The sequence below is a fragment of the Streptomyces noursei ATCC 11455 genome (genome assembly GCF_001704275.1).
Taxonomy (GTDB): Bacteria; Actinomycetota; Actinomycetes; order Streptomycetales; family Streptomycetaceae; genus Streptomyces; species Streptomyces noursei.
Window position 1 is genome coordinate 9,432,844 of record NZ_CP011533.1, and the last position, 13,599, is coordinate 9,446,442.

The 13,599-nt window shown below is 64.4% G+C and carries 16 protein-coding genes and 2 pseudogenes; 13 read left to right on the forward strand and 5 right to left on the reverse strand.

Annotated features, from left to right (window positions below; translation table 11 throughout):
- The first annotated feature begins 107 nt into the window (after positions 1–107).
- A complete protein-coding gene (locus SNOUR_RS40255; RefSeq protein ID WP_312635614.1) occupies positions 108–530 on the forward strand; it encodes a transposase in 423 nt (140 codons plus the stop codon).
- Between the two features lie 83 nt (positions 531–613).
- Here SNOUR_RS40255 and SNOUR_RS40260 read toward each other — a convergent pair whose 3' ends face one another.
- From SNOUR_RS40260 to SNOUR_RS48830, 4 genes are all read right to left on the reverse strand, one after another.
- Positions 614–1,387, reverse strand: coding sequence for an ExeA family protein (locus SNOUR_RS40260; RefSeq protein WP_067357239.1), 774 nt, complete (start codon positions 1,385–1,387; stop codon positions 614–616).
- Between the two features lie 34 nt (positions 1,388–1,421).
- Positions 1,422–1,658 carry a hypothetical protein gene (locus tag SNOUR_RS40265; RefSeq protein WP_067357242.1) on the reverse strand — a complete coding sequence of 79 codons (237 nt, stop codon included), beginning with the start codon at positions 1,656–1,658 and terminating at the stop codon, positions 1,422–1,424.
- Positions 1,655–3,007: a DDE-type integrase/transposase/recombinase gene (locus tag SNOUR_RS40270; protein ID WP_067357244.1), complete on the reverse strand. Its 1,353-nt coding sequence runs from the start codon at positions 3,005–3,007 to the stop codon at positions 1,655–1,657. The genes SNOUR_RS40265 and SNOUR_RS40270 overlap by 4 nt, the downstream gene beginning before the upstream one ends.
- Positions 3,008–3,100: 93 nt before the next feature.
- A complete protein-coding gene (locus tag SNOUR_RS48830; RefSeq protein WP_312635620.1) occupies positions 3,101–3,457 on the reverse strand; it encodes a helix-turn-helix domain-containing protein in 357 nt (118 codons plus the stop codon).
- Between the two features lie 318 nt (positions 3,458–3,775).
- Here SNOUR_RS48830 and SNOUR_RS40280 point away from each other — a divergent pair, with 318 nt between their 5' ends.
- The 9 genes and pseudogenes from SNOUR_RS40280 (at position 3,776) to SNOUR_RS43985 (ending at position 10,436) form a co-directional block, all read left to right on the forward strand.
- Entirely contained in the window at positions 3,776–4,576 is an 801-nt protein-coding gene (locus tag SNOUR_RS40280) for a transposase (RefSeq protein WP_079143231.1), read from the forward strand.
- Positions 4,577–4,621: 45 nt separating this feature from the next.
- On the forward strand, positions 4,622–5,386 hold the full coding sequence (locus SNOUR_RS40285; RefSeq protein WP_067357251.1) for a transposase family protein: 765 nt from the start codon (positions 4,622–4,624) through the stop codon (positions 5,384–5,386).
- Between the two features lie 25 nt (positions 5,387–5,411).
- Positions 5,412–5,660 (forward strand): hypothetical protein, encoded by a 249-nt coding sequence (locus SNOUR_RS40290; RefSeq protein ID WP_067357254.1) that lies wholly within the window; start codon positions 5,412–5,414, stop codon positions 5,658–5,660.
- Between the two features lie 107 nt (positions 5,661–5,767).
- Positions 5,768–5,941: an HNH endonuclease gene (locus SNOUR_RS49385; RefSeq protein WP_376738568.1), complete on the forward strand. Its 174-nt coding sequence runs from the start codon at positions 5,768–5,770 to the stop codon at positions 5,939–5,941.
- A gap of 692 nt (positions 5,942–6,633) precedes the next feature.
- Entirely contained in the window at positions 6,634–6,855 is a 222-nt protein-coding gene (locus SNOUR_RS40295) for a helix-turn-helix domain-containing protein (RefSeq protein WP_159426047.1), read from the forward strand.
- Between the two features lie 45 nt (positions 6,856–6,900).
- Positions 6,901–7,665, forward strand: a complete 765-nt coding sequence (locus tag SNOUR_RS40300; protein WP_067343085.1) for a transposase family protein — start codon at positions 6,901–6,903, stop codon at positions 7,663–7,665.
- Positions 7,666–7,803: 138 nt separating this feature from the next.
- A complete protein-coding gene (locus tag SNOUR_RS40305; RefSeq protein WP_067357259.1) occupies positions 7,804–8,241 on the forward strand; it encodes a transposase family protein in 438 nt (145 codons plus the stop codon).
- Between the two features lie 239 nt (positions 8,242–8,480).
- Positions 8,481–8,696: pseudogene (locus SNOUR_RS49390) on the forward strand (transposase); the annotation flags it as partial.
- A 216-nt stretch (positions 8,697–8,912) separates the two neighbouring features.
- The gene (locus tag SNOUR_RS43985; protein WP_159426048.1) at positions 8,913–10,436 is read left to right on the forward strand and encodes a thiol-activated cytolysin family protein; all 1,524 of its coding nucleotides are present in this window, start codon (positions 8,913–8,915) and stop codon (positions 10,434–10,436) included.
- Positions 10,437–10,499: 63 nt separating this feature from the next.
- Here SNOUR_RS43985 and SNOUR_RS40315 read toward each other — a convergent pair whose 3' ends face one another.
- Positions 10,500–11,249: a transposase family protein gene (locus SNOUR_RS40315; protein ID WP_099055765.1), complete on the reverse strand. Its 750-nt coding sequence runs from the start codon at positions 11,247–11,249 to the stop codon at positions 10,500–10,502.
- A 328-nt stretch (positions 11,250–11,577) separates the two neighbouring features.
- Between SNOUR_RS40315 and SNOUR_RS48840 the strand changes: the two genes are divergently transcribed.
- From SNOUR_RS48840 to SNOUR_RS40330, 3 genes and pseudogenes are all read left to right on the forward strand, one after another.
- Positions 11,578–11,922, forward strand: coding sequence for a hypothetical protein (locus SNOUR_RS48840; RefSeq protein ID WP_376738569.1), 345 nt, complete (start codon positions 11,578–11,580; stop codon positions 11,920–11,922).
- Entirely contained in the window at positions 11,844–12,185 is a 342-nt protein-coding gene (locus SNOUR_RS48845; RefSeq protein ID WP_312636257.1) for a hypothetical protein, read from the forward strand. Before SNOUR_RS48840 ends, SNOUR_RS48845 begins: the two co-directional genes overlap by 79 nt.
- 154 nt (positions 12,186–12,339) lie before the next feature.
- A pseudogene (locus tag SNOUR_RS40330) lies at positions 12,340–13,562 on the forward strand (IS3 family transposase).
- The last annotated feature ends 37 nt before the right edge of the window (positions 13,563–13,599 follow it).

Consider the following 13,599-nt stretch of genomic DNA (forward strand, 5'->3'; position numbering starts at 1 on the left):
CGACGGCCAGGATAGCCGCGCAGGAGTGGGCGGAGACATTCGGGGCCGTGATGGGGGCTATCGCGGACTGCTTCAAGCGGCGTGAACCCCGTCAGACTGCGGCCGAGTTGACGTCGGGGCTGCTGATGGAGCTGGAGACTCGCAACTGCTGGACCCTGGCCGAAGCCGTGGGCCATCGGGGCCCGGATCGGTTCCAGCATCTTCTGGCGAGGGCGAAGTTCGACCACGAGGCGGCCCGCAGGAAGGTCGCCGGGCAGGTCGCCGTCCACCTCACCGGCGAGGAGATCGTGCTGGTCGCGGACGAGACCGATGATGAGAAGGCATCCGAGTACGCCGTCGGGTCCGCCCACCAGTACTCCGGAGCGGTGGGCGGCACGGCGAAGTGCCAGGTCGCGGTCCATCTCGTGGCGGTGACCCCGACGACGCGCATCATGATCGACCGGAAGCTGTACCTGCCCCGGGGATGGGTGTTGAGTGCCGTTCAAGATGAGCATGGTGTTGTCACTCGGGATGAGCGTGTGGGGCGATGAAGAATGCCCTGCCGGTGGGGTTCCGGCAGGGCATTTGATGTTCACGGTGTCACTGGGGTGCTCAGGGTGCCGTTCGCAACGGGTCATTCCTCGGTGACTTCGGCGATGGCGGCGCGGGCGGATGCTTCGTCGACGATGGATTTGCTGTCGGCGTAGGCGGACAGCAGGGCCTGGACGGCGAGGTTGTTGACCGCGCGTGGGTAGCCGCGGGAGCTGTCGTGGATCAGGGTGATTGCGTCGTCGGAGTAGAGGGTGTCGGAGCGTCCGGCGAGGGCGAGGTGGTGGGCGAGGTAGCTGTTGGTTTCCTCGCTGGTCATGGGCGGCATGTTGTAGCGGATCGCGATGCGCTGGCCAAGGGCGGCGAGCATGCCGAGTTTGATGTTGCGGCGGAGGGTGGGCTGTCCGACCAGGAGGCAGGCCAGCGGGCTGGTGGAGTCCATGTCGTGGTTCGTGAGCATCCTCACGGCTTCCAGTGGCTTGTGATCAAGTAGGTGGGTCTCGTCGATGACCAGGACGGGAACCCGCCCGCGCTCGGCGTGTTCGGTGGCCAGCGCGTCCGCGGCCTGAGGGATTAGCGTCGAGCGGTGGGGTTTGGGGACCCCGCCGAGGCGGGTGACGATGGCCTGGTGGATGCCGGTGACGCCGATGGCGGGGTTGGGGAGGTAGATGACGGTGTGTCTGGGGTGGTCGAGGGCGTCGAGGGCCGCGCGGACGGCGACGGTCTTCCCGGCGCCGACCTCGCCGGTGATCACTTCGAGGCAGCGTTCGCCGATACACCAGGTGATGCGGGCCGCGGCCTGGGCGTGGGAGGAGTGCCGGTGCAGCATCCCCGGGGCCAGGTCCTTGCCGAAGGGCATGACCGAAAACCGTAGTAGCCCTGGATCTTGTCTATCAACACACGTCTCTTTCCAGGTAGTTGATGAAGGACGCGAGGTCGGCTGCGGCGGCGTCTGCCCGCCGGTGGAAGACTACGGCCAGGCGGAGGGTCGGGGCGATCGCGGTGTGGGCATCGCGGTCCAGCTGGCGTCCGGCCAGATGGAGGGCCCGTTCCAGCAGCTCACGGGCCCGGTCCTCGGCGGCTTCGAGATGGTCGATGCGGTCCTGGACCGGGTTGTGGCCGGCGGTCACGAGTCCTGGGTCGGCTGGTCGGGCATCAGGGCGGTGTAGTTGATCTTCTGTCCGAGCTCGGCGGTCCGGGCGGTGTCGACGAGCCGCAGGTAGTCGATGCCGGTGGCCGGGACGGGCGGCGACTTGGGGAGTTCGGGCTTGGCCTTGGGGTGTGCGTGACGGGAGATGCGGTGCGGGACGGCGAGGCCGAACGGCCGGTTGTTGAAGCGGACTTCGATCTCGGCCAGGTCGAACGGGTCGAAGACCAACTCGACCTTCCGCCCGACGAGGGCAGCGTCGACGTTATAGACGTTGTTATGGAGGGAAACCGTCGCGGTCTTGGTGACGGTGCGGTACTCCGACCAGCGGAAAGCCTCCCGCAGCTGGGCCGCGGTCGGCTGCGGGAACGGGGCGGCGGCCAGCCAGCGTTCCATCGGTGCCTGCCCGGTCTCGGAATGCACCGCCCGGTGATACACATGCTCACACCATGCCGTGAACAGGCGGTTGAGCTCGGCGAGGTCAGTGATCTTCTCGCTGTCCACCTCGACGAGGAACTGGTCCCGCACCGTTCTAAACGCCCGCTCGATCTTCCCGCGTCCCTCGGGACGCCCCGGGGTGGAGTGGATCAGCTTGATGCCAAGCCTCGCGCAGGCCCTGAGCAGGGCGGAGTCGACAAAGGCGGAGCCGTTGTCGACATAGACGCCCTCGGGGACGCCCCTGGCCGCCAGTGCCGGCCGCAGGGCGGCGGCCAGGCGGACGAAGTCCTCCGCATATCCCCAGCGGTGCCCGACCATCGCGCGTGAATGGTCGTCAACGAAAGCGAACAAGTACGTCTTGCGACCTGCGATTTTCGGGCCGTGCAAGGCATCCCCGACCCAGAGTTCGTTGGGGTGGTCGGCCTCGAACCGGCCGAAGACCGGCGGCGCCAGCCCGTCCGGGCGGTCCAGCAGATCGAGGCGGCCCAGGTGGCGGTGGACGGTGCGATAGGAGGGGCCCCAGCCCAGGTGCTGGGTCAGGATCCGTACCACCTGCGCGGTCGTGCGCTGCGGGTTCTCCCGCTTGAGCGCCGCCGCGAGATCGAGCACCTCCTCCGGTGTCCTGGGGGTGACCTGTCTGGTCGGCGGCAGCAGGGCGTCGAAGCCGCCCTCGCGCCAGTTCCTCAGCCACCGGTCCAGGGTGCCGCGGCCCACCGTGATCTGCCGTCCGAACGGATCCGTATGCGTCTTCGCCGCCAGCTCCCGGACCATCGCCCCGCGTTGGCACGGACTGAGGGCAGGGTCGGCCGCCTCACGGATCAACTGGTAGCGGAACAGTGCGACCTGGTGGGCTCGCTCGGCCCGCCGGCGTTCCTCCTCGTCGACCAGAGCCATCGTCGGTGACCTCCAAAAGGGCTGCGGACATGTCAGCCAGCGAGCATGGCCGGGCACCACCGCGGCCCGTCAGAGCCAACTCGTGTTGATCGACTACCACCGTGTCGGCGGCGGCCAGGCAGGCGCCAGCAGCAGGCCGCGGCTGACCGCTGAGGCGACCTCCCAGGTCGGCGCGGTGACCACCGTGAACCGGGCCTTCACCGCCATCGCGGCGGCGATCACCGCCGCGACCGCGTCACCGAACACACTGGCCGCGGGCGCCGGCAGCACCGCCGACGGGTTGTCGGCGAGCGCGACCAGGTGGGCGGTGAACACCCCCGCGACCAGGCGGGCTCGACTGTCGAACCGCCGCAGCCAGCCCCGCACCGTCGTCGCCGGCCTCCCCAGCCGGTCGGCGATCGTCCGGTGCCCGGCCCCGGCCGCCTTCATCTCAAGCGCGACCCCGATCACCTCGGCTACATCCGCCCGCCGCGACAAACCGCTGACCGGCAGTAACACATGTGTGGCCCCGCAGCCCGAGCAGCGTGAGCGACGCGGACGTACGTCGAGGCGCCCGTCACCGGCCCCGCGCAGTCCACGAGACCGGGCCCACCCCCATGGCGTCAGGCTCCCGCCACACGCTGGGCACTCCAACTCGCCTGCCATCAGCTGCCGTTCGACATCCCCGGCGTCCACCTCTACGGTGATCAAAGCGCCTCCGGGCGCACCCGAACGGCCCTCCCGGCTTCGCGGCCAACGACAACGGGAGGGCCGTTTGCCGATCAAGACATGGTCACCGTGCCCCTCGGCACTCCGGAGATCAACCCACCTGCAACGATCACATCGCCATGCTCATCCGGAGTGGCGCCCTCCGGCCCTCCCCATCACCATCCTGAGTGGCAATCAACAGATTGGGCGGGCGACGACGAACGCCGCGACCTTGCCGGTGTGCCCGACGAGGTGGAGTTCACCAGGAAGCCACAGCAGGCCGTCGCCATGGTGCGGGACGCAGTCGCGGCCGGTATCGAAGCGGACTGGTTCGCCGGCGACGAGGTATACGGCGGCCGGGAGCTGAGGCGCGACATCCGCGCGATGGGAATGGGCTATGCGGTCGCGGTCAGGCAGCACCAGAAGGTCACCGTGGACTCGGGCGCCCGATGGGAGGGCCGGAAAGTGATCAACAAGCTCACTTCCGAGAGCTGGATGCGGATGGCCACCGGACAGGGCCAGAAGGGCACTCGCGAGTACTACTGGGCCCTGATCGGCATCCAGGCGGACGACACCCCGGACGGCCATGAGACCGGCACGTCCACGCTGGTCGTACGCAAGCACCGGTACACCGGCAAGACCTCCTTCTACCTCTGCCACCACCAGCGGCCCGTCACCCTCGCCAAACTGGTCGAGGTGATCTGCCGACGGTGGGGGGGCGAGGAAGCCTTCCAGCTCGGGAAGTCCTTCGTCGGCCTCGACCAGGGCCAGGTGACCTGCTGGAACTCCTGGCACCGCTGGTCACTGAGCCTTTTCCAACCTGATGTGGTTGGTGGGGGTGTGGTTCGGGCGGGGTGGACGGAACGACGAAGCTCCTGGTAGACGGGTTGTCGACCAAGATCAACTGTGTCCCACCAGGAGCTTCGTGTGCTTGTCTACCCGTCGGCGATCGATCTGTCCAGCGCGTCCCTGCAGTTCCTCGCCGGCCGCCTGACAGTCCATCGTCGGCAGATCGGGACGCGGTGGCGTCGGCTGACTGCAGGCCGACAGGCCCTTCTGGTCCTGGCGCACCTGCGCTGCGGGGACACCTATGCCCGCCTCGCAGCGGGCTTCGCGATCGGTATCGCCACCGTGTGCCGCTACGTCCACGAGGGCATCGGCGTCCTGGCCGCTCTTGCCCCGACGTTGCAGCAGGCGATGAAGACCGCGGCAGGCAAGGCTTTCGTGATCCTCGACGGGACACTACTCCCCATCGACCGCGTCGCCGCCGACCGCCCGTACTACTCCGGGAAACACAAGCGGCACGGCATGAACGTGCAAGTCCTCGCCGACCCCTTCGGCCGGATCCTATGGGCCTCACCCGCACTGCCAGGAGCCGTCCACGACATCAAAGCCGCCCGAACCCACAGCATCATCGAGGCTCTCGCCTCATGTGGCGTCACATGCTGGGCGGACAAGGGATACCAAGGCGCCGGCGGCACCGTCCGTGTCCCGTATCGCGGCCGTTGGAAGCACCTCTCCCACGGTCAGCAAGCCGTCAACCGTGCCCACGCAAAAATCCGCGCCCTCGGCGAACGCGCCATGGCCACCCTCAAGAACTGGCGTCTCCTCAAGAAGCTCCGCTGCAGCACCACCCGCATCACCCACACCGCCCAAGCCATCCTCACCCTGACCCTCAACACCACAACCTGAGGTTGGAAAAGGCTCACTGTTCTCGATGATCGCCGCGATCATCCTCACCCTGACCCGGGCCGCCACCACGACCCGCACCGAACCCGGCTGGCCACCCGGCCTCGTCCCGGTCTCCTGTCCCGAACTCCTCCGCCTCCTCCGCGCATTCGCACTGCCGGCCCCGGCCCGCGACGCGGAGCACATCCTGCTCTGGTCCACCTGGCGGCTCCACCGCCAAGCCACCGCCCAGGCCTGCCACCGACAACGCCACCTCCTTCACGACCAGACACCCTGAACAGGAAGAACGTGCCAGAACCGCTATCTACGGCTGCCGTAACTGAAGCGGCAGATGAGTGCGGTCCTTGCAGACCGTCAAGTCATCCCAACTACCGGCGGTGTGAGATGTGTGAAGGCGCAGGCGGCACCGAAGTGCGTCACGTCCGCAAGCTCGCATACCTCAAAAGGATGGGACAGCCACGGCCGACGTGGGTGGAAGTCATGGAACAGCGGCGCCGGAAGACCCTCGTGGTCTGCGGACTCGGGAGGGGGCGCTGGAAAAAGGCCTACCTTCGGTAGGCACCTCGCCAGCGTCCTACCTCACCCTCCTTGCCCAGGATGTATGTCTATCGCCTGGGCAAGTTCCAGTGGTCATGGAGACCTCGATGCTGAAGACCCTGGCTGGGAAGCACCGGGCGACGGTCACGAAGACGGCTCGGAAATACAAGAAAACGATCGAGACATCTGAGGGACCTCGCTCATGCATCCAGGCCACGGTTGAACGCGACCGGGGAAGGAAGCCACTGGGCGCCCGCTTTGGCGGGCTTCCGCTCAAGCGACAGCGCACAGCAGTCCTCGATTATTTAGATGGGAGATCCACATGAAGCGAATTGCATGCTTAGTGGCTGCGGTCGGACTGGTTCTAGGGGCGACTGCAGCCGGTGTAACGTCAGCTCAGGCAAGCAGAGAACCTGCCTGGATCCCGTCGGAGAAAGCCACTCTCAGCATCAGCGACCCATGTGACGAGAATGATGAAGACTTCGACCTGGTTTATTGTCTGGGATTTTGAGTGAGCCTTTTTCATCCTGGAGGTCTATTCACGGAGGTTTTCGGCCTGCTGTTCTTGATCACGAGGGCGGCCCTGCTCGGTAGCGTGACGTTTGCGACGACGTCAGTTTTCTGCCGGGGCAGGACCGTTGGGCTGGAACGTTACGACAGGGCTGGATGCCGATCAACTTGATGGGCTGGTCACACGGGTCCACCAAGAGCTCGTGGAGGACCCGGATCCGCCGGTGTCACCGGGGCGGATGTGGGCGCTGGGCCTGTACAAGTCGGTGGTGCTGGTGCTGTTCCTGCTGCGGCAGAACCCGGTCCAGGAGGCGGCCGCCGAGCTGTTCGGGATCTCCCAAGCCACTGTGAGCCTTTTCCAACCTGATGTGGTTGGTGGGGGTGTGGTTCGGGCGGGGTGGACGGAACGACGAAGCTCCTGGTAGACGGGTTGTCGACCAAGATCAACTGTGTCCCACCAGGAGCTTCGTGTGCTTGTCTACCCGTCGGCGATCGATCTGTCCAGCGCGTCCCTGCAGTTCCTCGCCGGCCGCCTGACAGTCCATCGTCGGCAGATCGGGACGCGGTGGCGTCGGCTGACTGCAGGCCGACAGGCCCTTCTGGTCCTGGCGCACCTGCGCTGCGGGGACACCTATGCCCGCCTCGCAGCGGGCTTCGCGATCGGTATCGCCACCGTGTGCCGCTACGTCCACGAGGGCATCGGCGTCCTGGCCGCTCTTGCCCCGACGTTGCAGCAGGCGATGAAGACCGCGGCAGGCAAGGCTTTCGTGATCCTCGACGGGACACTACTCCCCATCGACCGCGTCGCCGCCGACCGCCCGTACTACTCCGGGAAACACAAGCGGCACGGCATGAACGTGCAAGTCCTCGCCGACCCCTTCGGCCGGATCCTATGGGCCTCACCCGCACTGCCAGGAGCCGTCCACGACATCAAAGCCGCCCGAACCCACAGCATCATCGAGGCTCTCGCCTCATGTGGCGTCACATGCTGGGCGGACAAGGGATACCAAGGCGCCGGCGGCACCGTCCGTGTCCCGTATCGCGGCCGTTGGAAGCACCTCTCCCACGGTCAGCAAGCCGTCAACCGTGCCCACGCAAAAATCCGCGCCCTCGGCGAACGCGCCATGGCCACCCTCAAGAACTGGCGTCTCCTCAGGAAGCTCCGCTGCAGCACCACCCGCATCACCCACACCGCCCAAGCCATCCTCACCCTGACCCTCAACACCACAACCTGAGGTTGGAAAAGGCTCTGTCTCCAGACGATGGACGGCCCTGCTGCCGGTGGTGGAGAAGGTCCTGGCCCGCCACGTTCCCGATCCGGCCGAGGCGTCTGCCGGGCGGATCGTCCTGGTCGATGGCACCCTGGTCACGACGTGGGACTGGACAAGCCAGGGCACCACGATGTTCTGCGGCAAGCACCGCGACACCGGGTTCAGCCTGCAGCCGCCGCCACCCTCGCCGGCGACCTCCTCGCAGTCTCCGCCCCCGTGCCCGGCAGCCGGCACGACATCCACGCCTGGCGCCAGTCCCACTTCCCCGAGGCATTCGCCGAACGCGAGGGCATCGGCGACCTGGGCTACATCGGCTCCGGACTCCTCACACCCAGACGCAAGCCACCCGGCCAGGAACGATCCGCCGGGGACAAGATAGCCAACCGCTCCGTCAACACGCTCCGAGCCACAGTCGAACGGGCCATCGCACACTTGAAGAACTGGAAGATTCTCGCCACCCGCTACCGCGGCCCCCTCACACGCTTCACTCTCGTCACCAAGACCGTCACCGCCCTCGCTTTCTACAAGAAAGGCTGGTGAAACACCGTGAATAGACCTCCTGCCGTGGTGGATCAGAACCTTTTCTGCTGGCCGCCGACACCTGCCGAAAGTCCGCCTCCAGCACGCCTTCTCCGCCACCGCAATCAACGTGGTGCGGCTGGATGCCTACTGGACCGACCACCCTCAAGGCCGCCAACGCACCAGCCGCCTCGAACGCCTCGCCTACCAACTCACCACATAGACCTCACCAATTGCGCAGCGGCAGCAGAGTCGCCCTGGTATTCCTGCTGCCTGCTTACTCGCCCGACCTGAATCCGGTGGAGTGGGTGTGGGCGCACGTCAAACGAAGTCTGGCCAACCTCGCTGTCGTCGCCCTCGACCGCCTGGAGACCCTCGTCCGCAACCGACTCAAACGCCTCCAATACCGGCCCAGCACCCTCGACGGCTTCATCGCCGGAACCGGTCTCACCCTCAACACCCCAACATCACCCTGACGAGCCGAAGTCAGTAACAGGCCGGATGCGTCCGTGGTCGACGCTCAACCAACCGCATCAGCACCATCATCCAAGCCCTCCACACACTGCTGCCCTGCGAAAACAGAGGATGAAAGAGGCCTAGTGTAGACGGCACAGGACCCCGAAGGAAGTGAGAGTGAAATGGTATGCTTGACGCGATCGCGTGCGCTTATTAGAATAATTTCACTATCCTTGATGATTGGAATAGTGACGCCAGTTGCTGCACCAAGCGCTTCGGCGAGCGTAAAAAAAGAGGATTTCGAAATCTTTAAGGATTTCCCTCGCGGCCCATCGCAAAAAGCTTCGGTTTCCTGGGAAGGGGGAGAGTGTCGTCGCCCGGTAGACTCTTCATCCGAAATCACTGCACCGGGAATTGCGAGTTCGCTATGGCCTGGGCAATTCATCAAAGGTGAGGACTATAAGTCTGGCGAGCTTGCCATAAATCCAAATCAAGCTAACATCTACGAAGATCCAGGCAAGAGAAGTGGAATCGATTTACTTTTGGGTTCATCCCTGGGCTCCGTGAGTACAGAGAAGGCGTCCGGAGCGGAAATAGAGAAGGCGATATCTGGAAAACTCTCCGGTATGACGGGGAAGCCCTCCGTGGAGAAGGCTTCTATAAAACAAACGGAATTTAGCGGGTCGGACAAATGGAGTGCCGAGCTCGGACTTTCGGTCGGCTATGGGCCAGTCAGCGTGAGCTCCAAGATAACGGCATCAGTCAAGAAGGATCACCATGCCGTGATATTCTCGATGCCGTTTACTTCATTTTCCATCCGCGCCATGTCGAAAGGTAAGCCTCCAGTCGCGTGGTTCAACGAGAAAGCGACAGGGAAAGACTTGGAGGGCATAAAAGAGGAGAGTGAGTACCCTCTCGTGGTCGATAGCCTCACCTATGGCGGTTTGGCGCTGGTGCGTATGGAGTCTAAAGATAGCGTCACCAACATGGAGGCTGCAGTCAATGCGTCATACAACGGCGGATTGGTAAGCTTAAGCGCCGACCTGAAGACCACGTACGAGAAAGTACTACGTGAAGCCACGTACGAGGCTGAGCAGTGGGGAGGAACCTTAAGCACCAGTAGCCTTAAGAAGTCTATACTAGATGGCGATATTAACTCGTATGTTGCGGGCTCATTTCAGTCGTGGACTGACATGAAACCTATTTCCTTCGGCGTTTCACAGCTCAAAAACAGAGAGCCAGCCCCGTTGGGGGCACCGAAAGTGTCGGTCCCAGTGGACTGTAATCTTAAGAAGGGAAAATACATCCTCAAGGTTCTCGATGTTAAGGTCAATAGATTCCCGGACTATACACAGGGCGGAAAGGGGGAGGTTGTAGCCTCCTTGGTAGGTTCTCCAATCGAAGGAAAGGGATGGTGGCCAACCTTTTACGTGGACACCGCATGGTACGATCCCAAGAATAATAAGTGCCTTTCGCCGACACCCGTAGCAGAGGGGGGGAGTCTGCCGGTTAATGACGCAAGTGAAACGGTGCTGACTTACACGGGAAAAGGAGGTCCGGGTTTCGTGCTAGGGGGGAGAGCGCAGCAAGTAGTGAACGATGGTGCATGCCCGAAGGATCAGCCGGAAATTGGAGGTGGCGTGACGTATGTAATCCCTAGCGACAATCTATTCGGCGAGAAGGATGAATATGAGGGCTTCTGGGAAACCCCTAATGGTGCAATTACGGTGAAATATAGAGTAAGCAGAAAACTCTCATGACGATGATTGAGCCTTTTTCATCCTGGCTTTGGAAGGGTGAAAGGGTAGGTCAGGAAGCCTTTTTCACGTGTAGATCATGAGGGTGAGGATGGCTGCGGTGACTGACGTGAGCTTGTTCGGGCTGATGCGGGCGTGGCGGAAGATCCGCCATTGCTTGATCCGGGAGATCGTCCGCTCGACCGGCGCTCGCAGTGCGGCGTGGACCGTGTTCGACTTCTTGTGTTTGTCGGGGAGTTCGGTGCCCCGGTGGCGCTTGATGGGTGTGATCACGGTGCCGCCTGCGCCCTGGTAGCCCTTGTCCGCCAGGATCTTGAGACTCAGTTGCTCGCAGACGTCGACGATGCCGTGCTCACGGGCGGCTTTGACGTCATGCGTGCCACTGGGCAGGGCTGGCGAGAGCCACAGCAACTTGCCTTTGTCCGCGGTGATGGCCTGGAGATTCACGCCTTCACGGCGGACCTTGCCGGAGAAGTGGCCGGGGGCCTGGACTCGGTCGGTCTCCGCGACGGTGCCGTCAAGGAGTACGTACCTGTCGGCGTGATGGCTCGTCAGGGCTTCCGTCAATGACGGAGCGAACTTGGCGAGGCACTCGATCGTGTCGTTGGTGTAGCGCCAGGCGGTGGCCACGCCGATCCCGAAGCCGGCCGCGAGCTGTTCGAGAGTGTCGTGCTTACGCAGGTAGACCAGGGCACAGCGAGCCCGGTCATACGGACGCAGTTTGCAGTTCCGCTCACCATCACACGCGACGATGACCATCGTCACCAGCTCAAGGAGCTCTTCCTCAACATCGCATGCGGCAGGATAGAAGAACACAGGACATCTCCGCAGGTCAGGCTAGTTGTGGTGACCTGCCAAACCAGCGGGATGCCCCGTTCGTCACGCCGCCCGTCAACGCGCTAACCCCACCTCACCCGCCAGCCGTACAAATGGAAAAGGCTTAGGGTGGGTGTGGGTGACATGGCGAAGCCCCCGTCGTTGGTGTGGCCACTCATCACAACCGGTCGCCGGGGGCTTCGTTGGTTCCGGATTCTTCCATGCTCGACGTCTCGCATGAGTTGGTCGAGCACGTCTCCTGGCTGATCTATGCCCGTCGGCAGGAGGTGAAGTTGAAATCACCTGCTTCCAGCCGCTGCTGGAGACGGTGGCCGACCTCGCCGGAGCCGTCGTGACCAGCGACGCGCTCCACACGCAACGTGACCACGCCACCTATCTGTTCGGACACGGCGCCCACTACATCGTCATCGTCAAGGGCAACGCGAAGAAGCTCCGTGCGCAGCTCAAAGCCCTGCCCTGGAAGGACATCCCGCTCCAGGGAAGAGTCAAGGGCGTCGGCCACGGCCGCAGCGAGATCCGCAGAATCAAGGTCGCCACCGTGAACAATCTGCTCTTCCCCGGCGCCGCCAGGCCATCCAGCTCAAGCGGCGGCGCACCGACCGCAAGACCGGCAAGACCACCATCAAGACCGTGTACGCCGTCACCAGCCTGAGCGCTGAGCAGGCCGCCCCAGCCCAGCTCGCCGCCTTGATCAAGGACCACTGGAAGATCGAAGCCCTGCACCACACACGAGACGTGACCTTCGCCGAGGACGCCTCCCAGATACGGACCGGCAACGCGCCCTGGGCGATGGCGACCTGGCGCAACCTCGCCATCGGCGCCCACAAACTCAACGGCGTCACCAACATCGCCGCCGGACTGCGGCGGGCCGCCCGCGACCCGTACCGCCCCCTCGCCCTCCTCGGACTCGCCTGATCACAAAACGGACGCCATCCGACTACGCCGAAGCCCTGGGAACATGACGGTTTCGTCCGACGCGCCGGGTCCCGCTTCGGCGATGATCTGAGGCGACCCCGGTGGTGTGGACACTCTGACAATGGATCTTGTGGATCCGAGGAAGGGTGTCCTGGTGGGACGAAGGTCTCCGTATCCGGCGGAGTTCAGGAACGATGCGGTCGCGCTGTACCGGGCCGCGGGTGGGAAGCGTACGTATGGGGCGGTCGCGGCGGACGTCGGGGTGACCGGCGAGACGCTGCGCAGTTGGGTGCGCCAGGCCGACGAACTGGCCGGCCGGGCCGACAGTCGCGGCGGAGAGCCGGCGGCGGAGAGCCGGGATGAGGAACTGGCGAGGCTGCGGGCGGAGAACGGCCGGCTGCGCAAGGCCGAGAAGGAGTGGGAACTCGAGCGGGAGATCCTGCGCCGAGCAGCCCAATATTTCGCGAAGGAGATGAGGGCATGACCGGCCGCTGGAACTTCATCTCCGCCCACCGCGCCGACTTCGGCGTGCAGCGGATATGCCGGGTCCTTGGAGTCTCGCGCTCGGGCTACTACCGGTGGCTCGCCGACGCCAAGGCCCGTGCCGTGCGGCAGGCCGCCGAGGACGACCTGGTCACGGAGATCCGCGAGGTCCATACCGCGCACAAGGGCACGTACGGAGTTCGCCGCGTCCATGCCGAGCTGCGGGGCTTCGGACGCATTGTCAACCACAAACGCGTCGAGCGCCTGATGCGCAAGCACGGGATCGAGGGACGCCACCTGCGGCGCCGCAAGCGCACCACGGTCCCCGACCGGCTCGCACCACCGGCCCCGGATCTCGTCCGCCGAGACTTCTCGGCCCAGCAGTTGAACGACAAGTGGTGCGGCGACATCACATACGTGCAGGTGGGAGGCACATGACTGTATCTGGCCTGCGTCCTGGACATCTGCTCGCGCCGGGTGCTCGGCTACTCGATGGCCAACCATATGCGAGCCGAACTGGTCATCGACGCCCTGAAGATGGCCGTGGCGAGCCGCGGCGGCACCGTCGACGGGGTGATCTTCCACGCGGACAGGGGCACGCAATACACCTCGGACGCGTTCGCGCGGGTCTGCGACGGTTTCGGGATCCGCAGGAGCATGGGCCGGGTCGGCTCGAGCTACGACAATGCCCTCGCAGAGAGTTTCTGGCAGGGCCTCAAGAGGGAGACGATGCACCGGAGGCTGTTCTCGACGGTGAGTCAGGCGAGGCTGGAGATCTTCCAGTGGCTGACCTACTACAACGCCCGCAGGCGCCACAGCGCTCTCAACTACCTCTCACCAGCCGAGTTCGAACAACAGCACCTGCGAGCAGATACACTCACAACCGCAGCATGAGCCCCTGTGTCCACACTCCGGGGGTCGCCTCAGTACA